This is a genomic window from Erythrobacter rubeus (assembly GCF_014705715.1).
In the GTDB taxonomy this organism is placed as follows: Bacteria; Pseudomonadota; Alphaproteobacteria; order Sphingomonadales; family Sphingomonadaceae; genus Erythrobacter; species Erythrobacter rubeus.
On sequence record NZ_JACXLC010000001.1, the window covers coordinates 1046423 to 1066885 of the forward strand.

Consider the following 20463-nt stretch of genomic DNA (forward strand, 5'->3'; position numbering starts at 1 on the left):
CCCCAATCCCCGATAGCGCCAACTTGAATGAGCGGTCTTCCGGCGTAACTTGTAGTCATGCCTTTCGCCCCGTTCATTCCGCTGCGCGTTCTGTCCTCCTATTCGATGCTCGAAGGGGCGATCGATCCGAAGGCCATTGCCAAACTCGCGAAGGAACGCGGATTTCCGGCGATCGCGATTTGCGACCGCAACGGGCTGTACGGCGCGGTCATGTTCGCGGGCGGCTGCAAAGGCGAGGGCGTACAGCCCATTATCGGCACCTTGCTTGGGGTGGCGCGAGACGGCGCAGAGGGCGGGGAGGGCAAGCAAGTCGATTACTTGCCGCTCTACGCGCAGGATGAGGCGGGGTATGACAATTTGTGCCATCTCGTCTCGAAAGCGCATCTCGAGCGGCCGCTCGAGCTGGAGCCGCACGTCGCGCTCGGCGATCTCGATGGCCGCACGGATGGGCTCATTGCGCTGACCGGGGCGGGCGAGGGGGCACTCACGCGATTGCTCGCCGATGGTCAGACGCCCAAAGCAGAAGCGCTGTGCGATCGACTGCAGCAGCTGTTTCCGGGGCGCCTTTATATCGAGCTTGCGCGCGGCGGGGATCAGACTTGCGAGCGGGCGGAAGACGCCCTTATCGATCTTGCCTATGCGCGCGACATCCCGCTTGTCGCGACCAACCCTGCGAACTTCGCCGAGCCGCATATGCACAGCGCGCATGACGCAATGCTGTGTATCGCAAATTCGACCTATGTCGAGAATGACGACCGTCCCCGGTCGAATGCACAGAGCTTCGTCAAATCGGCGGATATGATGGAGGAGCTGTTCGCGGATATCCCGGAGGCGATTTCGAACACCGTCGTCATTGCCCAGCGCTGCGCCTACGCGCCTCCATACCGCGATCCCATTCTGCCCAGTCTTGCAGGGGATCTCGAAGGCGAGGCGAAGATGCTCGCCGAGGAATCGCGCGCCGGTCTGGAAGCGAGGCTCGAGCCGTATGGCGACCTCTCGGACGAAGAGCGCAAGGTCTATTTCGACCGGCTCGATTATGAGATCGGCATCATCGTCAATATGGGCTTTCCCGGATACTTCCTGATCGTGGCCGATTTCATCAAATGGGCGAAAGAGCAGGGCATTCCGGTCGGGCCGGGCCGCGGTTCGGGCGCAGGTTCCATTGTCGCCTGGGCGCTCACCATCACCGATCTCGATCCGATCCAGCTCGGCCTGCTGTTCGAACGTTTCCTCAATCCCGAGCGCGTTTCGATGCCCGACTTCGACATAGACTTCTGCGAAACGCGTCGCGGCGAAGTGATCCGGTACGTGCAGCAGAAATACGGTGCGGATCATGTCGCGCAGATCATCACCTTCGGAAAGCTGAAAGCGCGCGCAGTGCTGCGCGATTGCGGGCGCATTTTGCAGATGAGTTACGGGCAGGTGGACCGGCTTACCAAGATGGTCCCCAACCATCCGACCGATCCATGGACGCTGCCGCGAGCGCTCAACGGGGCCGCTGATTTCAAGCGTGAATACACGAACGACAACGAGGTGAAGCGGCTGGTCGATCTGGCCATGCAGCTTGAAGGGTTGCCGCGCAATTCATCGACTCACGCAGCCGGCGTTGTGATCGGCGACAGGCCGCTTGCCCAGTTGGTCCCGCTCTACCGCGATCCGCGATCCGACATGCCGGTGACGCAATTCGACATGAAGCACGTCGAATCGAGCGGTCTTGTGAAGTTCGACTTCCTCGGGCTGAAAACGCTCTCGGTCCTGCGCAAGGCAACCGACCTGCTCGAACTGCGCGGTATTACTATCGATCTCGGCACGCTGCCGCTCGACGATGCCGCTGTCTACGATCTCATGCAGGATGGTAATACGGTCGGCGTGTTTCAGCTGGAATCCGAGGGGATGCGGCGCACGCTGAAAGCGGTGAAGCCGAGCAATTTCGGCGACATCATTGCACTTGTTTCCCTCTACCGCCCTGGCCCGATGGACAACATCCCGCTGTTCGGACAGCGCAAGGCGGGCGAAGTGTCTATCGAATACCCGCACCCCAAGCTGGAAGGCATCCTCGCCGAAACCTACGGCATCTTCGTCTATCAGGAACAGGTGATGCAGGCTGCGCAGATCCTCGCCGGGTATTCGCTCGGCGATGCGGACCTCCTGCGCCGCGCCATGGGCAAAAAGGTCCAGGCGGAAATGGACAAACAGCGCGGGCGCTTTGTCGAGGGATGCAAAGAGGTCTCAGGCATCGAGGCGAGGCAGGCAAACGAGCTATTCGACTTGATCGACAAGTTCGCAGGCTACGGCTTTAATAAATCGCATGCCGCTGCCTATGCGCTACTTGCCTACCAGACCGCGTGGCTGAAAGCGCATTACCCCGAAGAGTTTTACGCGGCCTCGATGTGTTTCGACCTCCACCAGTCGGAAAAGCTCAACATCTTCGTCGACGATGCGCGCCGTTACAAAGCGCCCGGCGCAAAGGAGAGTGCTGGCGGGATCGAGGTGCTTGCACCCGACGTCAACGCATCCGAAGCCCGTTTCACGGTCGAGCAGACGGACGACGGTTACGGCGTGCGCTATGCATTGGCCGGCATCCGCAATGTCGGTGAAAAGGCGATGGAAGCCATCGTCGCGGAACGCGAGGCCAGCGGCCGGTTCGAAAGCCTGAAGGATTTCTTCGAGCGCCTGCCGCAAGGTTCGATGAACCGTCGCCAGCTGGAAGGTCTGATCTGCGCAGGCGCGCTCGACAGCCTTGAGCCGAACCGCGCGCTGCTCTTCGCGAATGCGGACATGCTGCTCGCCGTGGCCGAGGCGGCCATGCGTGAGCGGACCAGCGGGCAGGGCGGTCTCTTTGGCGGCGAGAACGCGCCCGAGGACAAGCTTCGCCTGCAGCCGGCGGAGGAATGGCCGCGCACCGAGCAGATGGCGAAGGAGCGCGAGAATTTCGGTTTCTATTTTTCGGCTCACCCGGTGCAGCAGTTTCGCGATGTGGCCTCCGCGCAAGGGGCGCGCACCTACCAGAGCCTGATGGAAGCGGGCGCTCCCGCAGGAGGGCGAGGCACGGCCGTCGTCGCGGCGATGGTGGAAGGCGTGAACAAAGGTCGCACCAAACGCGGCGCCGAGTTTATCCGCGCCGATTTCTCCGACACGTCGGGCCAGTTCTCCGCCGCCTGTTTCGAGGAGTCCCTGGTCCCGCAATTCGACGCCTGGGCGCAGAGCGGGGAATGCCTGCTGCTGACCGTGGAACTCGACTCGCCCAATCCCGGCGAACCGCCCCGCCTAACGGTGCGAGGTGCAAAACCTCTGGCATTGGTTAGCGGGAGCACTCCGATGATGCTGCGCGCCGATATCCTCAGCATTCAGGCGCTAAACGATCTGAAACTGGAACTGTCGACCGGCGATGCATCGCCGGGCGAAGTGCTGGTTCGTCTCATCCTCGGGGCGGATGAGGAAGCGATGGTCCGCCTCGGACGCAATTTCGTTCTCAGCGGCGACTTGGCAGAACGAATCGCCGAGATCGAAGGGATCGAGAATGTCGAGCTCACGCCGCTGCGCGGCAGGGCGAATCTCAAACTGGTGGCGTGATGCCCGAACCCGCCAACCAGCTTACCGAGAAAGAGAAAGACGCCCTGCGTCTGCTGCTGGCGGGCTACGATGCCAAATCCGGCGCGCGCGAGCTCGACATATCGGTCCATACGCTGAATGACCGCCTGCGAAGCGCGCGCCGTAAACTTGGTGTGACCTCCGGCAAGGAAGCAGCGCGAATTCTGGCCGACGCCGATCAGAAGACACCCCAAAACCTTGTGCGCAAGCCTTTGGGGGTATGGGAAAGTGAGGAAAATCAGGATGATCTGAATGCCGCGGATCGAAGCCAAGGTGAGTTGTTCCACCTTGCAACGCGGCGGAAAGGTATCTTGATTATGTCTATTACACTCGCTCTTTCGCTGGCGGCTCTTGCCGTTGTGCCCTCGCAGGCTCCCTCTTCCTCTGAGGCCGTTTCCGCACCAGCGCGGCCTTCTGCGTCTGAGCTTCAGGCGCGCCGCTGGCTTGGTCTCGTTGACTTTGGCAAGTTCGACGAAAGTTACCAAGAGGCCGGGCAAACGTTTCGCGATCAGTACGCGCTTGAACGTTACAAGTTTGGCCTGACCCTGGTTATGAACAAGGGCAAGGTCAAAAACCGCTCTCTCGCGACTGTCACTCGAACCGATGAGTTCAAAGGGCGCGATGGTACCGCGTTCGAGATCGTAACCTTCGACTCCGTTTTCGAACATGCCAACCGTCAGACCGAAAGGGTTGTGCTCGAAAAGGTCGGATCGCAATGGAAAGTGGCCGACTACGAAATCGTCCCGCAAGACGGCGATGAGCAAGGGAATGTGGGCCGGGCGCTGAGAGCACCCGGCCCAGTCCTTTGACTGCTGCGCAACTGCATTTGGTCGATTGCAAAGCGCACTGTCGCGCGGCATTGTCGCTTCCACAATTTCTGCCTCGATACGGTCGGGGTGCAGGCAGTCCTTGAGGAGAGAGAAACATGACCGCAACCAAGCTCGGCGCGATGCAGGAATGGTCGATGCGCATCACCAGCGTGATCGATCATGCGGCCCGCGAAGCCGGTAGCCGCGAAATCGTCTCGCGCTGGGCGGATGGCACGGAAACGCGCACCGACTGGGCGGGCATCCGCCGCGACGCTCTGAAAATGGCGCAGGCGCTGAAAGCGCTCGGGCTGAAGCCGGGGGACAAGGTTGCTAGCCTTGCCATGAACCATTCGCGCCATCTCGTCAGCTGGTACGGGGTCGCGGGCATGGGCGGCGTCCTCCACACGGTGAACCCGCGCCTGTTCGAGGATCAGCTCGAATACATCGTCAACCATGCCGAGGATAAGGTGCTGTGCTACGATGCAGCCTTCCAGCCGATCGTCGATGCGATGAAGGACCGCTGGACCACCGTCGAGCATTACATCTGCTACGATTCAGGGGAGAATGCGCCCGCTTTCGAAGATTGGATCGGCGAGCAGGACGGTGACTATGAATGGCATACCGGCCCTGAAACCGATCCCTGCATGATCTGCTACACCTCCGGGACCACCGGCAACCCGAAGGGCGTGCAGTACGAGCACCGATCGACGCTGATGCACGCGCTCGCCGGCCTGCAGCCTGCCGCGTTCAATTTCAGCGCGGCCTCGGTCATGCTGCCGGTCGTGCCCATGTTCCACGCTGCGAGCTGGGGTTTGCCGTATGCGGGCGCGATGGCGGGGATCAAGTTCGTGTTTTCGGCGGTCAACGATCCCGCAGTGCTCCACGAGCTGATGCTGCGCGAAAAGGTGACCGACAGCGCAGGCGTTCCGACCGTCTGGCTCGCCCACTTCCAATACTGCGATGCCAACGATCTCGACCTCCCGCCGTTGAAGGCGGCCACCATCGGCGGTTCGGCTTGCCCGAAATTCATGATCGAGCGTCTGATGAAGAACGGGACGCGCGTCCAGCACGCCTGGGGCATGACTGAGACATCTCCCATCGGCACGGTTGGCGGACCGACCTGGGATTGGGACGAGCTTTCTTTCGAGGAAAAGGTCGAGAAAACCGCAATGCAGGGGCGCCCGATCTTCGGCGTCGAGCTGCGCACCGTCGATCTCGATGACATGGCGACCGAATTGCCGCGCGATGGCAAGGCATCGGGAGCGCTGCAAATCCGCGGGCCGTGGATCATCAAGCGCTATTTCAAGGCCGAACAGGACGCGGTGAACAACGAAGGCTGGTTCGACACTGGCGATGTCGGCATCATCCATCCGGACGGCACCCTTCAACTAACCGACCGTACGAAAGATGTGATCAAGTCGGGCGGTGAGTGGATCAGCTCGGTCGAGCTTGAGAACGCCGCGGTCGGGCACCCTGCAGTCGCTGAGGCCGCCTGTGTCGGGATGTACCACCCGAAATGGGATGAGCGCCCGGTCCTGTTCGTGGTCAAAAAGGAAGGGGCAGAGTGCTCTGGCGATGACATCGTCGAGCATCTTAAGCCGCTCATCGCGAAATGGTGGCTGCCCGATGCTGTCGAATTCGTGGACGACATCCCGCACACCGCAACCGGCAAGATCAGCAAGAAGGACCTGCGCGAACGGTTCGCGGACTATTCGCTTGCCTGACCACACCGTGCGTATCCGGACCGCGCGTCCAGGCGACGCTTCGGCTGTGCAGGGAATTTACGATTATCACGTCGCTCATGGGACAGGCACATTCGATGCCGAAGGTCCTGATGAAGCGGAATGGGCGGCGAAAATCGGCAGCGTCTGCGCACGGGGCTGGCCTTTCCTCATCGCCGCGCGATCCGAGGCGGTTGCGGGTTATGGCTATGCCGCCCAATTTCGCGATCGCGCAGCCTATGCGCGCACTTGCGAAAACAGCATCTACGTCGCGCATGAGCAGCGCGGCAAAGGGATCGGCAGACTTTTGCTGGACGCCTTGATCCATGCCGCGCGCGAAAGCGGTTTCGAGCAAATGATTGCGATCATCGGCGGCGGCGAACCGGCCTCGGTCGCGCTTCACACCTCGGCCGGGTTCGTGCACGCCGGGCGTCTGCGAAATGTCGGGTGGAAGTTCGGCCGGTCGCTCGATACTGTCTATATGCAACGCGATCTTGCGAACGGAGGCTCCTGCCTGTGACGACATTCTACATCGATCCATCGCCCACCAATTTTCAGGCATTCAAGGATCTGCCGCGCGATGAACCGATCCACATGCTAAACCTCCTGCGCTACCGCGACGAGGCCGAATATCCCGATGGGCATGAACACGCCGGTAAAGAATGGAGCGGCAGGCGCGCTTACGAGGAATACGGCAACACCTCCGGCCCGATTTTTCGCCGGGTTGGAGGCCAGATCGTATGGCGCGGCGCTTTTCAGACAATGGTCACCGGACCGGAGCCCGACGACAAGGTCTGGCACGATGGCTTCGTCGCGCAATACCCCAATGCCGGCGCGTTCTTCGAGATGATCAAGGATGCCGATTACCAGTTGGCGGTCGTGAATCGCACGGCGGCTTTGGTGGACAGCCGGCTGATGCGCTTCGCACCGGGCGAAGTTGGCTCGGGCTTTGGGTGAAACGCCTGCTTTGTTGACGCTTTATTGGAAGTCAGGGACCGATGAAACAGACTTTATTCAATCTTCTGCCACCGGCGACACTAGCTGTTATCTGGACCGTTTTCGGCTTGGCGCCGCGCGAGATAACAGAAGCCGGATGGCTTTTTCCGCTCATGGCTTTGGGCACTCTGGTTTTTGTGCAGTTGATGGAGTTCATCCATGAACGGCATGCCGATTGGCGGATGAACCGGCAGGAATGGCTGACCGATATCTTCTACCTGGTGTTCGGCGTCCTTGTTATCGAGACGATGACCGATTTGCTGGTGGACAGCCAATTGACCCGTGTGAAGGAAGCTCTCGGCATAGCGACGCCGTGGCTTGCAGACCTTCCGTTTCTCTTGCAGGTCCTTTTGATCATGCTGCTGTTCGAATTCGGGCAGTACTGGATGCATCGCTGGATGCACAACAATGCATTCTTGTGGTCCACGCACGCGCCGCATCACCATTTGACCCAGTTGAATGCGATGAAGGGATTGATCGGCAATCCTATCGAGCTGTTCCTGATCAGCCTCAGCGTGATTGCACTTTTTGATTTCGACGAGAACGCGCTGTTTGCGGCTTTCGTTTCTCTCGGCGCAATCGCGTTCTACGCTCACGCCAACATTCGTTCAGACCCACCGGCGTGGTTTGGATTCTTCTTCACCACGATCCGTCAGCACAGCCTGCATCACACCGCGCTGAGCTTTGAAGACACGCGCTGCAATTACAGCAATTCGATCATCCTGTTCGATCGCATTTTCGGCACCTTCAAAGACGGCGAATCCGAAGTGGTGGGCCAAGATGATCGCAAGCGTTTGACGATCAAGGAGCAGTTCCTGTTTCCGATATTGCCGTGGCTGAGAAAGCGTGAGGACCGAGCAGCGAACTAAAAGCTCCTGTCACAACAACCGCATCTGCCCGCCCACTTCCGGCGGTCTGAACTGCGTGCAATCAAGCTCGAACTTCGGCGAGTTCTTGCCTGTGCCGATCCCGGCGCGTTTGCAGGCGATGCGGAAGCGCGCGCGGAACAGGTCGGCCCACACGCCTTGCGGGTTCATCCGGCTGAAGAAATTGGGGTCGTTGTCTCTCCCCGATCGGATCGAGCGCACGATGCTCATCACCTTGCCCGCGCGATCGGGAAAGTGAACCTGGAGCCATTCGCGGAACAGCGGGGCGACTTCATGCGGCAGCCTTAAAGGTATCCAGCCAGCGCTACGCACGCCCAGGGCGGCTGCGCGCTCGATAATGCCTTCCATGAATTCGTCGGTGATGGCGGGGATAATTGGCGAAATCGAGCAATGCACCGGCACGCCCGCCTCAACCAGCTTGCCGAGCGCGGCCAGCCTTTTTGCAGGCGCGGCGCACCGCGGTTCGAGCTTGCCCGACAGCACCGGATCGAGCGTCGTCACCGATATTGCCACCGCCACAAGGCTCTGGCTCGCCATCTTCGCAAGCAGATCGAGATCGCGGGTCACCCGGTCGGACTTGGTCGTGATGGTCACCGGATGCCGCGCCTCCGAGCACACTTCCAGCACCTCGCGGGTGATCCGGTAATTGCGCTCGATCGGTTGGTACGGATCGGTGTTGGTTCCCATCGCGATCGGCCGGGGTCGGTATTTGCGCTTGGCCAGCGTCTCGCGAAGCAGCTTTGCGGCATCAGGCTTGGCAAACAATTGCGTTTCGAAGTCGAGGCCCGGTGACAGGTCATGATAGGCATGGGTGGGGCGGGCGAAGCAATAGACGCAGCCATGCTCGCAGCCACGATAAGCGTTGATCGACCGGTCGAACGGGACGTCGGGCGACTTGTTGAAGCTCAGGATTGTCCTGGGGTGCTCTTCGGTGACGGTGGTGCGCAGCTTTACTGGCGGTGCATCACCATCAGCGGCCAGCGCGAGCATGTGATCGCGCCATTCGCCATCGGTCTCGCGGGAGGCCAGGCCGAAACGGGTCGGGACCTTCGCCGAGGCTGCGCCGCGTCCGCTTTGGTATTCGGGATGTTCTCGTACCTTCACCTATGAGAACATAATAAGAACAAATGCTCTTGGGAAGAGCTATTTCTCCTTGAGGCGCGGCATCAGCTCCACGAAGTTGCAGGGCCGATTGCGGCTGTCCAGTTGTTCGACGAGGATGCCGTCCCAACCGTCTTTAACCGCTCCGTTCGATCCGGGGAGGGCGAAGATATACGTGCCCCGTGCGACGATGGCGCAGGCGCGCGATTGCACGGTGCTCGTTCCGATGGTCTTGAAACTGAGCCAGCGGAACAGCTCGCCAAATCCCGGAATATCGCGGCCATCCTCGATCCGCGAGAGCGCCTCCGGGGTGACATCGCGGCCCGTCAGGCCGGTGCCGCCGGTGCTGACAATCGCATCGATCTGCGGGTCGTCGATCCAGGCGTCGAGCTGCGTGGCGAGCAATGAAGCGTCGTCCTTCACGATCTCGCGCGCTGCCAGCGTGTGTCCCGCGGACACGATCCGCTCGGCCAGGATGTTGCCGGACGTATCATCGGCGGCGGTGCGGGTATCGGAAACGGTCAGGACCGCAATGTTGATCGGCGTGAAGGTCTTGCTCTCGTCGATCGCCATGCGCACTGTCCTCTATTGTTCGAAACGGGCCGACCTCGATCTAGCCATATCGGGAAAGGCTGGCCAGAGCCCTTGGGCCAGGGCTCTCCGGCTAGGGCTGGGCACTCCGGCAGCGCGCTCGTACATCCAGTAATTGCGAAGGACGATCGAGACATAGCCGCGCGTCTCCCAGTACGGGATCGACTCCATCCACAGCAGCGGATCGTTCTGGTCGCGGATCTCGTAATTCCAGCGTGTGATCGGGGTGAGGCCGGCATTGTACGCGGCCATGATCTTGAGCAGGTTGTCCCGCGTCGCCGCAGTGTCCCTGAGCATTTCGAGATTGCGCTGACCGAAGGCGAGGTTCACCTCGGGATCGTTCAGATTGACATATTGCGCGCTCATATTGAGGCGCGGAGAATGCTGGCGGACGGTGATCGGCGTGATCTGCATCAGTCCGCGCGCGTTGGCGGGGCTGACGGCGGCGGCTCTAAAATTCGATTCCTGCAACGCGTGCGCAAAGGCGAGCGCTGGATCGACCCTCCAACCGGTTGTGGGCCGCCAGCGCGCGACGGGAAAGCGGAGTGACGGGTCGCTGCTTTGACCGCGCGGTGCATTGTGCGCCATGAACAGCTGTGTCGACGGCAGGCCGAGCTCGCGAGCAAGCCGGGCCATGGCATCGTAATCCGAAGGGGCTCCGACCCGCGCTTGGTAGCGGAGAACCTCATCCGCGAGTGCAGGGCGCCCAATCTCGACTAGCGCTGCGGCGATCTGAACGTTATAGATATCGGCGAGCGAGCGCCAGTCATCGTCGGTGAACGCCTGCGGCTGCGCTGCCGCGGGAAGATCGATGCCAAGCTGGTCGGTCGCGAGCAGGCCGTAGAGCGTCTCGTCATAGCGCGCAGCCGCAGCCAGCTGATCCTGCGCAGCGCCGGGTTGGCGGCACCGGATGAGCGAGCGGTGCGCCCAGTAATGCGCAGCCGATGTCAGTTCGGGATTGGTGGATTGCGCAGCAGCCCGCATGAAGGAATCCGCTGCGAACAGGCAGTCGCCGAGCCGCCACGCTGCAAGGCCCGCGACCCATTCGCCCTCGGCCACCCAGGCACCGCGCCCTTCCGACACAGTCTGCGCCATCTGCAGCGCGGCCGCATCGTTGTTCTCGATGTAATAGCTCCACGCGACGCGCTGACGCCATTCCGCACGCGCTTCCGGGCTCAGCGCGTAATCCACCTCGGCAAGCAGCGCCTGAGCGCCCGCAGGATCGTCATTCTTGATCCGGTCAAGAATGTCCGCTCGCACCTGCGAGGGGAGCGTGTCGTCCATTACGGTACGGGGGCGGATGCGCTTCGGTGCCGCGGGCTGGCGGCTGAACCGCTGTGCGACCGGAAGGCGCGGCAATTGTTCGACGCCGCGCTTCGCCGCAAGACGGCCGAGCTGCGCGGATTGCGGGAGATGCACCCCTAGCTCGAACCAGTCTTCAAGCCTTTCTGCGCTTACCGTTGGACTGTTGGCGTGCGTGTAATACTCGGCGAGCGCTGTCTGGTAGAGCAACGATTCCCGCTGATCTACGAGCAGGCTTTCAACGCGGCCCCATTCCTCGCGGTCGATGGCACGAAAGACCTCGCGGTAATGCTCACGCTCGCGCTGATCGAGGATCGCAGGGATACGCTCGGTTTGGGTATCCTGTTTGCCATAATGGGCGGCCATGCTCTGGCTTTGCGCGGACGCGGTAACGGGTAGGACGGCGGCACCGGCGACCCCTACCAAAAGCCCTAGAGTTCTCAGTAGTTTTGTCGTCATCACTCCGCCGACCATTCCATCCATCTCCGCCAGAACCGGGCCTTGAGCCGCGGCATCGACATCATGCTGTCCAGACCCTCGCTCACCATCAAGGGAATGCTTGCGCCTTCATGGTTGATTTTGCGTAAAGACATAATGTCCTGCGCCCGGTCGTGGCCGATCAGCGGCAGGATGTCTGTGCCCAAGGCGATCAGGCGCTTTGGCGCTGCGAGCTTGATATGGAGAGCCGTAACCGCGTCCATCCCGCTCGCTGCAATCGCAACCGTGTCGGCCATCGGCGTATGCCGTGTCAGCGCCGATGCGACATATGTATTGTCCTCATCAACGCCCATCGCAGTGAAAATTTTCGCCAGCAATTGCCCCTGCGGACCGCTCAGCAATAAGGTGCGATCCGTCTCTTCCGGCCCGACCACCAAGACCATCAGGGCCGCTCGCGCTGTCCCGCGCGGCGGAATGCGTCCCCGTGGTCCCACGGTGTCGAGACCGGGCGCCTCGAGCCAGAATTTGTGAAATTCTTCAAGCGTTACCGGCAGCGAATCGCCGAGCAAGTCCGCCCGCGCGGCAGCAGTAGCCGAATGTTGCTCGTTTTCCGCTGGCGCAGCAGGATCTGGTTTGGCGTGGCTTTTTTGCGCAGTTCCAGACGCTGCGCCTGTAGGCCCACCGCTTTCTTCACTCAACCAAACCGTAACGTCATCGGCGAAATCGAGATCGACACCGGCATCGCGCCACCAATCCATGGCGGCATCCAGATCGCGGGCAAAAGAGGGGGGCGGGGTGTCCATCCTATCCAATGCAGGTCTTGACTGCGCAAAGTCCAGTTAGCAAGTGGAATGCAAGAGAAACGCGAGTAATCCGGGAAAAGAAAAGCGTATGTCCGAACGTGAATCAATGCCTTGCGATGTCGTTATCGTCGGCGGAGGGCCAGCAGGCCTCTCTGCAGCGATCCGGCTGAAACAGATCAATGAAGAGCTCGAAGTCGTCGTGCTCGAGAAAGGGTCTGAGATCGGCGCGCATATCCTTTCCGGCGCTGTGGTCGATCCCAAGGCACTGAACGAGCTGTTTCCCGACTGGCGCGACATGGATTGCCCGATGGCGGAAACGCCGGTGACCGACAACTGGCACTGGGTCCTGAGCAAGAGCGGGAAGACGTCGCTTCCGCACCTGATCATGCCGCCACTGATGAGCAACGATGGATGCTACACCGGATCGCTCGGCAACATGACCCGCTGGCTTGGCGAGCAGGCTGAGGAGCTGGGCGTCATGGTGTTCCCGGGTTTTCCTGCTGCGGCTCCGATCTTTGACGACGAAGGCCGCATCGGCGGCGTCGTCACGCAGGACATGGGCGTGGCCGCCGATGGATCGGAGAAAGGCGATTTCCAGCCCGGCATGGAAATCCACGCGAAATACACGCTGTTCGCGGAGGGTGCGCGCGGTAATCTTACCAAGGTGATGAAGGCGAAATACGACCTTGAGGCGAATTGCCAACCGCAGGTCTACGGCCTCGGCATCAAGGAGCTGTGGGATATCGACCCGAAGAAGCACGTTCCGGGCCGCGTGATCCATACGCAGGGTTGGCCGCTCACCGAAAGCGACAGCTGGGGCGGGGGCTTCCTCTACCATCAGGCAAACGGTCAGGTGGCGCTCGGTTTCGTGACCGCGCTTGATTACAAGAACCCCTGGGTCTCGCCCTATCAGGAGTTCCAGCGCTGGAAGCAGCATCCCGCGATCCGCGACTATCTCGAAGGGGGAACCCGCGTGGCTTACGGCGCCCGCGCGATCAACGAAGGTGGCTGGCAGTCCGTGCCGAAACTGGCCTTCCCGGGCGGAGCGCTGATTGGCTGTGCCGCAGGTTTCGTAAACGTACCGCGGATCAAGGGCAGTCACACCGCCATGAAGAGCGGCATGCTCGCAGCTGAAAGCATCGCCGAGGCGATCGCCGCCGGTCACGAAAAGACCGAAGTGTCGGACTATGACAGCGCCGTGCGCTCCAGCTGGATCGCCGACGAGCTGAAACTGGTGCAGAACGCCGAACCGGCTGTGGCCAAATATGGCGGCGATCTGGGAACGCTCCTCGGCGGCGTGGACATGTGGATGCGCACTCTGAAGATCGGCCTTCCGATCAGCATGAAGCATCATCCCGATTACACGATGACGGGCCGTGCGGACCTTTATCCGAAGATCGAATATCCCAAGCCCGACGGCGACATCAGCTTCGACCGCCTGACGAATGTTGCTTTCAGCTTCACCAACCACGCAGAGGATCAGCCGGTCCACCTGCAAGTGGGTGATCGCGAATTGCAGCGGGAAAGCGAGCTGGAGGTCTATGGCGGCCCTTCGGCGCGCTATTGCCCGGCGGGCGTCTACGAGTGGGTCGAAGAAGAGGGCGCCGAGCCCAAATTCGTGATCAATTCGCAAAACTGCGTCCACTGCAAGACCTGCGACATCAAGGACCCGAACCAGAACATCAACTGGGTCACCCCGGAAGGCGGCGGCGGTCCCAATTACCCGAACATGTGACGCCGCACTTGGCGATCACCGAAACCGCCTACGCTAAGCTCAATCTCGCGCTGCATGTTCGCGGGCGGCGCGACGATGGCTATCACGCGCTTGAGACGCTCTTCGCCTTCGTCGATGCGGGCGATACGCTGGTGGCGAAAGCTGCCGAGCATGATCGTCTGAACACGATCGGCGAGTTTGCGCAGGCGCTCGACAATCCGTTCGACAATCTCGTCATGCGCGCGCTCACCGCGCTTCCACGCGTCGGCGGTCTCGATGTGACGCTGGAGAAGAACATCCCAGTCGCCGCCGGGCTGGGCGGCGGGTCGGCCGATGCCGGGGCCGTGTTCCGCATTATCGAACAGGCGCACGGCCTTCCCGATGACTGGCACCAACGGGCCGAAAGGCTGGGCGCGGATGTGCCTTCCTGTGTGCGCAGCGAGATGGCCGTGGGCCGCGGCACCGGGACCGAGCTTGAGCCGGTCGACAACGATATGTCGGGGATGGCCGTTCTGCTGGTAAATCCTCGGATCCCGCTTCCAACAGGTCCGGTGTTCAAAGCGTGGGATGGGAAATACCGCGGCGCGCTGCCGACAGGTTCTGCTCGCGAAATCGCTCGCGGCGGGCGAAACGACCTGCGGTCGCCCGCGGTCGAAATATGCCCGCCGATCGCCGATGTGCTTGAATCGCTGAATGAAACCGATCCCTGGATGTGCGAAATGTCTGGTTCGGGGGCGACTTGCTTCGCGCTTTATGAAACGGGCGAGCACAGAGACCGCGCGGCGCGCGTGCTGGCGGAATCGGAACCGCAATGGTGGCAAATGGTAGGGATGTTGAGATGATACTTGATGACAATCCCTATCGCCAGGTCGGCACACCGCGGCGCGGAGGCCTCGTTTGCGTGGCCGACCACGCGTCGAACTACGTGCCGGAAGGCATCCCGCTGGGCATCGCGCGGGATCTGCTCAACGATCATATTGCGGTCGATATCGGCGTAAACGGCGTGGCAGAGCGCATGGCTCGCCGCCATGACGTTCCCGCGCACCTGGCGTGTGTCAGCCGCCTCGTCGTCGATCTTCACCGCGAAGAGGACCATCCAAACGTCGTGCCCACAGAAAGCGATGGGCATCTCATTCCCGGCAATATCGGTGCCGATGTTGAGGCGAGGCTGGAGAAGTATTATCGCCCGTACCACGATGCGCTCGAGAAATGGCTCGAGGCGGCGGACCCGAAGCTGATCATTTCGCTGCACAGTTTCACGCCGAAAATGCAGAACGGCGACGATGATCGGCCCTGGGAGGTCGCACTGCTCTACAACGAAGATGACCGCGCCGCGCGCCACGCTATCCGCCTGTTCGGTGAGCTTGGCCTCAATGTGGGCGATAACGAGCCCTATTCCGGCAAGGAATTGAACGCGACGATGAACCGCCACGCAGAGGCGCATGGCCGCTATTACTGCGCAATCGAGGTGCGGCAGGACCTTATCGCGACGCGCGCGGAACAGTCGCGCTACGCCGCCATGATCGCGGATGTCTGCGGAAGGGTTGCGCTCGCGCTCGACTAACGGCAGTGCTGTTTCCCGAAACGCACGATACGGGAAACAAAATGTCTTTCGACAAGTCCAAATTGCCCAGCAGGCACGTCTCCGTCGGGCCGGAGCGTGCGCCGCACCGCTCCTATTATTACGCGATGGGCATGACGGAGGAAGAGATCGCCCGTCCGTTCGTGGCGGTCGCGAGCGCAGGCAACGACAGCGCTCCGTGCAACACCACACTCGATCCGCAGGCGAATATCTGCCGCGAGGGCGTTATCGAAGGCGGCGGCACCCCGCGCCGCTTCAACACGATCACGGTCACCGATGGTATCGCGATGGGTCACCAGGGCATGAAGAGCTCTCTGGTCAGCCGCGAGGTCATCGCGGATTCGGTCGAGCTTTCGGTGCGCGGACATTGCTATGATGCGCTTGTGGGCTTTGCTGGCTGCGACAAAAGCCTTCCCGGCATGATGATGTCGATGCTGCGGCTCAATGTCCCATCGATCTTCGTCTATGGCGGCTCGATTTTGCCCGGCACCTACAAGGGCGAGGACGTCACCGTCGTCGATGTCTTCGAGGCAGTGGGGCAGCATGCGGCCGGCAACTGCCCGCTACAGGAGCTGATCGCGCTCGAGAAAGTCGCCTGCCCCGGACACGGCGCATGCGGCGGCCAATTCACGGCGAACACGATGGCGTGCGTTGGCGAGGCGATAGGATTATCCCTGCCAAACAGTAATATGTCCCCGGCTCCTTACAAATCGCGTGAGGAGATCGCGCGTGCAGCGGGGCGGCAGGTGATGAAGCTGCTCGAAATCAATCTTCGCCCGCGCGATATCTGCACCAAGGCGGCTTTCGAAAACGCCGCCCGCGTCGTCGCAGCGACCGGTGGATCGACCAACGCAGCCTTGCATCTGCCGGCCATGGCGAGCGAGGCTGGCATCGACTTCGACCTGTTCGACGTTGCCGAGATCTTCAAGTCCACACCTTACATCGCCGACCTTAAACCGGGCGGGAAATACGTCGCCAAGGACATGCACGAGGCTGGCGGCGTTTACATGGGGATGAAGACGCTCCTTGATGGCGGGTTCCTCGACCCCGAACCCATTACCGTGACCGGCAAGACGCTGGGCGAGAATATCGAGGAGATCACGTGGAACCCCGATCAGAAGGTGTTCTATAATGTGAAGGCCCCGATCACGCCCACAGGCGGCGTCGTCGGGCTTAAAGGTTCGCTCGCGCCTGATGGAGCCATTGTGAAGGTCGCAGGGATGGAGCGCCTCCAGTTCTCCGGTCCGGCGCGGGTGTTCGATTGCGAGGAAGATGCCTTCGAGGCCGTCGAAAACCGCGGCATTGCCGAAGGCTGCGTGATTATCATCCGCTACGAAGGACCGAAGGGCGGCCCGGGAATGCGCGAAATGCTTGCGACTACCGCGGCGCTCTACGGGCAGGGCATGGGCGAGAAAGTCGCGCTGATCACCGACGGGCGTTTTTCGGGCGCGACGCGCGGCTTTTGCATTGGTCATGTCGGTCCGGAGGCTTCCGACGGCGGTCCGATCGCGCTGGTGGAGGACGGCGACACAATCAGCATCGACGCCGAAGCGGGGACGATCGATCTCGAAGTGGACGAATCCGTTCTCGAAAGCCGCCGCGCGGCCTGGACCCCTCGCACCAACGACTACCAGTCGGGTGCCCTCTGGCGGTACGCGCAGAATGTGGGGCCAGCGAGCAAGGGCGCGCTTACCCATCCCGGAGCGAAAAGCGAAAGGCATGTGTTTGCCGATATTTAACGCGCTCACCTTTGGTCAATCGGATGAGTGATCGCGACATCCTGACCGTCGCGCAGATGCAGGCTGCGGAGCAGAAGATATTCGACGCAGGAACAACGGTGTCGGAGCTGATGGAAATTGCCGCGGGAGGTGCGGCGGAGTGGATCAGACGCATTGCAGCCGGGCGATCCGTCACCGTCCTGTGCGGCCCCGGAAACAATGGCGGCGACGGTTATGTGATCGCGCGGCGTTTGCGTGAAGCCGGCAACGCGGTGCAGGTGGTTGCTCCGATTTCTCCCAAGACCGATGCGGGCAAGTCGGCCCGAACGGAGTGGGGCGGGGATGTTTCGACGTCGGGTGGCGGCGTCGCTGGCGAGGTCTTCGTCGATTGCCTGTTCGGTTCGGGCCTCTCGCGGCCCTTGTCGGGTGAGCATTCGCTGTTGCTGCGCGATCTGGCCGAGCGGCATTCGATCCGCATCGCCATCGATCTTCCCTCGGGCGTGGAAAGCGACAGCGGCGCGCTGCTCAACGATCGCCTGCCGCACTTCGATGTCACGCTGGCGCTGGGCGCATGGAAATTTGCGCACTGGCTGCTCCCCGCGCGTACCCGGATGGGCGTGAAGCGTCTCGTTCCCATCGGTGTTAGTCCGACCGAAGGAGCGGCGCAGCTGATCGAACGACCCGAGCTGAGCGCCCCTGCAGACACGGCGCACAAATACACCAGAGGTCTCGCTGTGATTGTCGATGGCGAAATGCCGGGCGCTTCTGTGCTCGCAGCCAGAGCAGCGCAGAGCGGAGGGGCCGGGTACGTCAAACTGTTCAGCGAAGCCCAGCATACCAGCGATCCTGCAATCGTTCAGGACAGTTCACCCTTGTCCGATGCCCTCTCGGACGAACGGATCAACGCGGTTTTGATAGGACCGGGCCTTGGCAGAAGCTCGAAATCCGAGGAGCGACTGACCACCGCGCTACGCGCTGACCTTCCCACCGTGATCGATGCCGATGCGCTCGTTTTGCTTAGACCGGAGATGCTAACGGGCGATGCGCCCCGAATTGCGACACCGCATGATGGGGAGCTTGCGGGCTTGTGCAAATCCTTCGCCGTCATAGCCGACGGGCGCATCGCGCGCGCCCGCGCTTTGGCCAAGGCGGCAGGGATGGTGATCTGCGCAAAGGGTCCCGACACGGTGATCGCAGCGCCCGATGGCCGCTTGGCACTCGCTCCGCCTGCGCCAAGCTGGCTCTCCGTCGCGGGCAGTGGCGACGTGCTCGCGGGAATCGCGGTCAGCCGCATGGCCGCTGGGCGTGATGCTTTCGAGGCCGCCTGCGAAGCCGTCTGGATTCACGGGGAGGCTGCACGCAGAACAGAGGCTCCTTTCACTGCGATGCAGCTCGCCAATTCGGTGCAAAACGGATACGCGGCCTGTCTGTGACCGAGCTTGAGACAATCGTGAGACTGGCCGCCAAGGGTGACGGCGTGACCGCCAATGGAAACCATGTCCCGGGGGCTTTGCCTAGCGATATGGTAAGTAACGGCGCAATCGCCGAGCGGGGAAGGCATCACGTAGCCCCGCCGTGCCAGCATTTCGGCAAGTGTGGCGGGTGTCAGCTCCAACACGCCGACGAGGCCGCGCTGATGCAATTCGTGCGCGACCGTGTGGTCAATTCCGTCGAAGGGCAGGGCCTCGACATCGGTGAAGTCTTACCCACGCATCTTTCGCCGCCGGCCGCACGGCGACGCGCGACATTTCACGGGATGAGAACGCAGAAGGGCGCGGTCCTCGGCTTCAAACAATCGGGCTCTCATACAATCGTCGATTTGGCCGAGTGCCATGTCATCGCCCCGCAACTGGCCGCATTGATTGGCCCGCTGAGGCAATTCATCGCGAGATTTGGTCCGGCAAAACGGTCTGTCGATGCGCAAGTCACCCTGTGCGATCAGGGTCTCGATGTAGCCCTGTCGAATTTTCCGCTGGAAGGACTGGAAGCGACCGAGGCCTCGCTCGATTTTGCCCGCGATCAGGGACTCGCGCGATTGTCGCTCGATCAGGGATATGGCGCGGAAACCGTGTGGGAGCCGGAGCCTGCAACCGTGGCTCTATCGGGCGTCCCGGTTCCGATGCCGATCGGCGCGTTCCTGCAGGCTACCAAGGACGCCGAAGCGCGGATGATCGCCGATGCACGGGAGTGGGTCGGGGACGCACAGCGTGTTGCGGACCTATTCGCAGGGCTGGGCACTTTCGCATTCGCGCTGCGCGAAGGGCGCAAGGTGCTTGCTGCCGAGGCCGACCAAGCTGCTCACCTCGCCTCAAAAGCTGTTTCCGCCCGGGTTGGCGGCAGCGTTTTTCCGATACACCGCGACCTGTTTCGCAATCCCCTGCAATCGGACGAGCTAAGCCGTTTCGACGCGGTTTTGCTCGATCCCCCGCGGGCCGGCGCGCGCAGCCAGATCGGCGAAATCGCGGCGAGCAGCCTTTCGCGAGTTGTCTATGTCAGTTGCAATCCGTCGAGCTGGGCCCGCGATGCCTCGAAACTTGTCGATGCCGGTTTCAGGCTGGCCAAACTCAGACCCGTGGGTCAATTCCGGTGGTCGACCCATGTCGAGCTGGTCAGCCTGTTCGAGCGGTCTGCTTAAAGTGAAACCTGTCGGCAGCGTTCAAGCGCTTTAATCAGTGACGATCTTGGCTTCGGCAAAAGCCAATAATCCACCATAGGTTTCCAGCATTTCGCCATCCACATCATCGTCGTCGATCACGATGTCGAGCCGATCCTCCATCTCGGTGAGGAGCCCGGCGACCGCCATGGAGTCAAGCTCGGGAAGATGGCCGAAAAGCCCTGTATCGTCACCGAATTCTGCAGCATCCTCGGCCTCGATACCGAGCACGTCGACGAGGATGGCCTTGAGCCTGGCATCGATTTCGGCACGGCTCGGCTTGATGCCCGAGGATTCCGTTTCCCCGGAGCCCTGCGTCGCAGCGTCATGCTGGCCGGTGGTGACCGGATTGGTGCCCATCAAGTTCATCCCTCGTTTCGAGCAATGCGCCCCGGCGCAGCGTCTTTTTGCGCCAAACGCCCAATTCAGGATCGCGGCCTTACCCAGCCACCCGCTCCGGTGCAAGCTCGACGGCTCTAACGGAAAGTGTGCTCAGCAGCCACCATGCTCGGCTATTCGCGGTTGAATCGCCCTTCCACAATCACAGGACTTGCAAC

Annotated in this window: 17 protein-coding genes; 12 read left to right on the forward strand and 5 right to left on the reverse strand. The window is 61.6% G+C overall.

Annotated elements, in window-relative coordinates; genetic code table 11:
• Positions 1-57: 57 nt before the first annotated feature.
• The 6 genes from dnaE (at position 58) to IB285_RS05200 (ending at position 7986) form a co-directional block, all read left to right on the forward strand.
• Entirely contained in the window at positions 58-3573 is a 3516-nt protein-coding gene (dnaE, locus tag IB285_RS05175) for a DNA polymerase III subunit alpha (RefSeq protein ID WP_190787171.1), read from the forward strand.
• Entirely contained in the window at positions 3573-4400 is an 828-nt protein-coding gene (locus IB285_RS05180; protein ID WP_190787172.1) for a helix-turn-helix domain-containing protein, read from the forward strand. The genes dnaE and IB285_RS05180 overlap by 1 nt, the downstream gene beginning before the upstream one ends.
• Positions 4401-4516: 116 nt before the next feature.
• The gene (locus IB285_RS05185) at positions 4517-6124 is read left to right on the forward strand and encodes a long-chain fatty acid--CoA ligase (RefSeq protein ID WP_234033069.1); all 1608 of its coding nucleotides are present in this window, start codon (positions 4517-4519) and stop codon (positions 6122-6124) included.
• Entirely contained in the window at positions 6111-6641 is a 531-nt protein-coding gene (locus IB285_RS05190) for a GNAT family N-acetyltransferase (protein WP_407925615.1), read from the forward strand. Before IB285_RS05185 ends, IB285_RS05190 begins: the two co-directional genes overlap by 14 nt.
• Positions 6638-7078: a DUF1330 domain-containing protein gene (locus IB285_RS05195; protein ID WP_190787174.1), complete on the forward strand. Its 441-nt coding sequence runs from the start codon at positions 6638-6640 to the stop codon at positions 7076-7078. Before IB285_RS05190 ends, IB285_RS05195 begins: the two co-directional genes overlap by 4 nt.
• Before the next feature lie 41 nt (positions 7079-7119).
• The gene (locus IB285_RS05200; protein ID WP_190787175.1) at positions 7120-7986 is read left to right on the forward strand and encodes a sterol desaturase family protein; all 867 of its coding nucleotides are present in this window, start codon (positions 7120-7122) and stop codon (positions 7984-7986) included.
• A 9-nt stretch (positions 7987-7995) separates the two neighbouring features.
• Here the strand turns inward: IB285_RS05200 and IB285_RS05205 are convergent, their stop codons facing one another.
• The 4 genes from IB285_RS05205 to IB285_RS05220 are packed head-to-tail and all read right to left on the reverse strand — an operon-like array spanning position 7996 to position 12239.
• Positions 7996-9108, reverse strand: coding sequence for a PA0069 family radical SAM protein (locus tag IB285_RS05205; protein WP_190787176.1), 1113 nt, complete (start codon positions 9106-9108; stop codon positions 7996-7998).
• Between the two features lie 39 nt (positions 9109-9147).
• Positions 9148-9678 carry a molybdenum cofactor biosynthesis protein B gene (moaB, locus tag IB285_RS05210; protein ID WP_190787177.1) on the reverse strand — a complete coding sequence of 177 codons (531 nt, stop codon included), beginning with the start codon at positions 9676-9678 and terminating at the stop codon, positions 9148-9150.
• 12 nt (positions 9679-9690) lie between these two features.
• Positions 9691-11457 carry a lytic transglycosylase domain-containing protein gene (locus tag IB285_RS05215; RefSeq protein ID WP_234033071.1) on the reverse strand — a complete coding sequence of 589 codons (1767 nt, stop codon included), beginning with the start codon at positions 11455-11457 and terminating at the stop codon, positions 9691-9693.
• A complete protein-coding gene (locus IB285_RS05220) occupies positions 11457-12239 on the reverse strand; it encodes a uracil-DNA glycosylase family protein (RefSeq protein ID WP_190787178.1) in 783 nt (260 codons plus the stop codon). The genes IB285_RS05215 and IB285_RS05220 overlap by 1 nt, the downstream gene beginning before the upstream one ends.
• A gap of 88 nt (positions 12240-12327) precedes the next feature.
• On the opposite strand from IB285_RS05220, the gene IB285_RS05225 reads away from it, so the two are divergent.
• Genes IB285_RS05225 through IB285_RS05250 form a run of 6 tightly spaced genes read left to right on the forward strand, consistent with a single transcriptional unit; the run spans position 12328 to position 19888 of the window.
• On the forward strand, positions 12328-13974 hold the full coding sequence (locus IB285_RS05225; protein WP_190787179.1) for an electron transfer flavoprotein-ubiquinone oxidoreductase: 1647 nt from the start codon (positions 12328-12330) through the stop codon (positions 13972-13974).
• An 8-nt stretch (positions 13975-13982) separates the two neighbouring features.
• Positions 13983-14795 carry a 4-(cytidine 5'-diphospho)-2-C-methyl-D-erythritol kinase gene (locus tag IB285_RS05230; RefSeq protein ID WP_190787180.1) on the forward strand — a complete coding sequence of 271 codons (813 nt, stop codon included), beginning with the start codon at positions 13983-13985 and terminating at the stop codon, positions 14793-14795.
• Entirely contained in the window at positions 14792-15517 is a 726-nt protein-coding gene (locus IB285_RS05235; RefSeq protein WP_190787181.1) for an N-formylglutamate amidohydrolase, read from the forward strand. The genes IB285_RS05230 and IB285_RS05235 overlap by 4 nt, the downstream gene beginning before the upstream one ends.
• Before the next feature lie 41 nt (positions 15518-15558).
• Positions 15559-17274, forward strand: coding sequence for a dihydroxy-acid dehydratase (gene ilvD, locus IB285_RS05240; RefSeq protein ID WP_190787182.1), 1716 nt, complete (start codon positions 15559-15561; stop codon positions 17272-17274).
• 23 nt (positions 17275-17297) lie between these two features.
• Positions 17298-18686, forward strand: a complete 1389-nt coding sequence (locus tag IB285_RS05245) for an NAD(P)H-hydrate dehydratase (RefSeq protein ID WP_190787183.1) — start codon at positions 17298-17300, stop codon at positions 18684-18686.
• Positions 18683-19888 carry a class I SAM-dependent RNA methyltransferase gene (locus tag IB285_RS05250; RefSeq protein ID WP_190787184.1) on the forward strand — a complete coding sequence of 402 codons (1206 nt, stop codon included), beginning with the start codon at positions 18683-18685 and terminating at the stop codon, positions 19886-19888. Before IB285_RS05245 ends, IB285_RS05250 begins: the two co-directional genes overlap by 4 nt.
• Before the next feature lie 30 nt (positions 19889-19918).
• Here IB285_RS05250 and IB285_RS05255 read toward each other — a convergent pair whose 3' ends face one another.
• Positions 19919-20266: an acyl carrier protein gene (locus IB285_RS05255; RefSeq protein WP_190787185.1), complete on the reverse strand. Its 348-nt coding sequence runs from the start codon at positions 20264-20266 to the stop codon at positions 19919-19921.
• Positions 20267-20463 lie beyond the last annotated feature (197 nt).

What these genes read in the sequence shown, in the direction of transcription:
- dnaE (WP_190787171.1), top strand. Translation starts at nt 58, where the DNA reads ATGCCTTTCGCCCCGTTCATTCCGCTGCGCGTTCTGTCCTCCTATTCG.
- IB285_RS05180 (WP_190787172.1), top strand. Translation starts at nt 3,573, where the DNA reads ATGCCCGAACCCGCCAACCAGCTTACCGAGAAAGAGAAAGACGCCCTG.
- IB285_RS05185 (WP_234033069.1), top strand. Translation starts at nt 4,517, where the DNA reads ATGACCGCAACCAAGCTCGGCGCGATGCAGGAATGGTCGATGCGCATC.
- IB285_RS05200 (WP_190787175.1), top strand. Translation starts at nt 7,120, where the DNA reads ATGAAACAGACTTTATTCAATCTTCTGCCACCGGCGACACTAGCTGTT.
- moaB (WP_190787177.1), bottom strand. Translation starts at nt 9,678, where the DNA reads ATGGCGATCGACGAGAGCAAGACCTTCACGCCGATCAACATTGCGGTC.
- IB285_RS05215 (WP_234033071.1), bottom strand. Translation starts at nt 11,457, where the DNA reads ATGACGACAAAACTACTGAGAACTCTAGGGCTTTTGGTAGGGGTCGCC.
- IB285_RS05220 (WP_190787178.1), bottom strand. Translation starts at nt 12,239, where the DNA reads ATGGACACCCCGCCCCCCTCTTTTGCCCGCGATCTGGATGCCGCCATG.
- IB285_RS05225 (WP_190787179.1), top strand. Translation starts at nt 12,328, where the DNA reads ATGTCCGAACGTGAATCAATGCCTTGCGATGTCGTTATCGTCGGCGGA.
- IB285_RS05235 (WP_190787181.1), top strand. Translation starts at nt 14,792, where the DNA reads ATGATACTTGATGACAATCCCTATCGCCAGGTCGGCACACCGCGGCGC.
- ilvD (WP_190787182.1), top strand. Translation starts at nt 15,559, where the DNA reads ATGTCTTTCGACAAGTCCAAATTGCCCAGCAGGCACGTCTCCGTCGGG.
- IB285_RS05245 (WP_190787183.1), top strand. Translation starts at nt 17,298, where the DNA reads ATGAGTGATCGCGACATCCTGACCGTCGCGCAGATGCAGGCTGCGGAG.
- IB285_RS05255 (WP_190787185.1), bottom strand. Translation starts at nt 20,266, where the DNA reads ATGGGCACCAATCCGGTCACCACCGGCCAGCATGACGCTGCGACGCAG.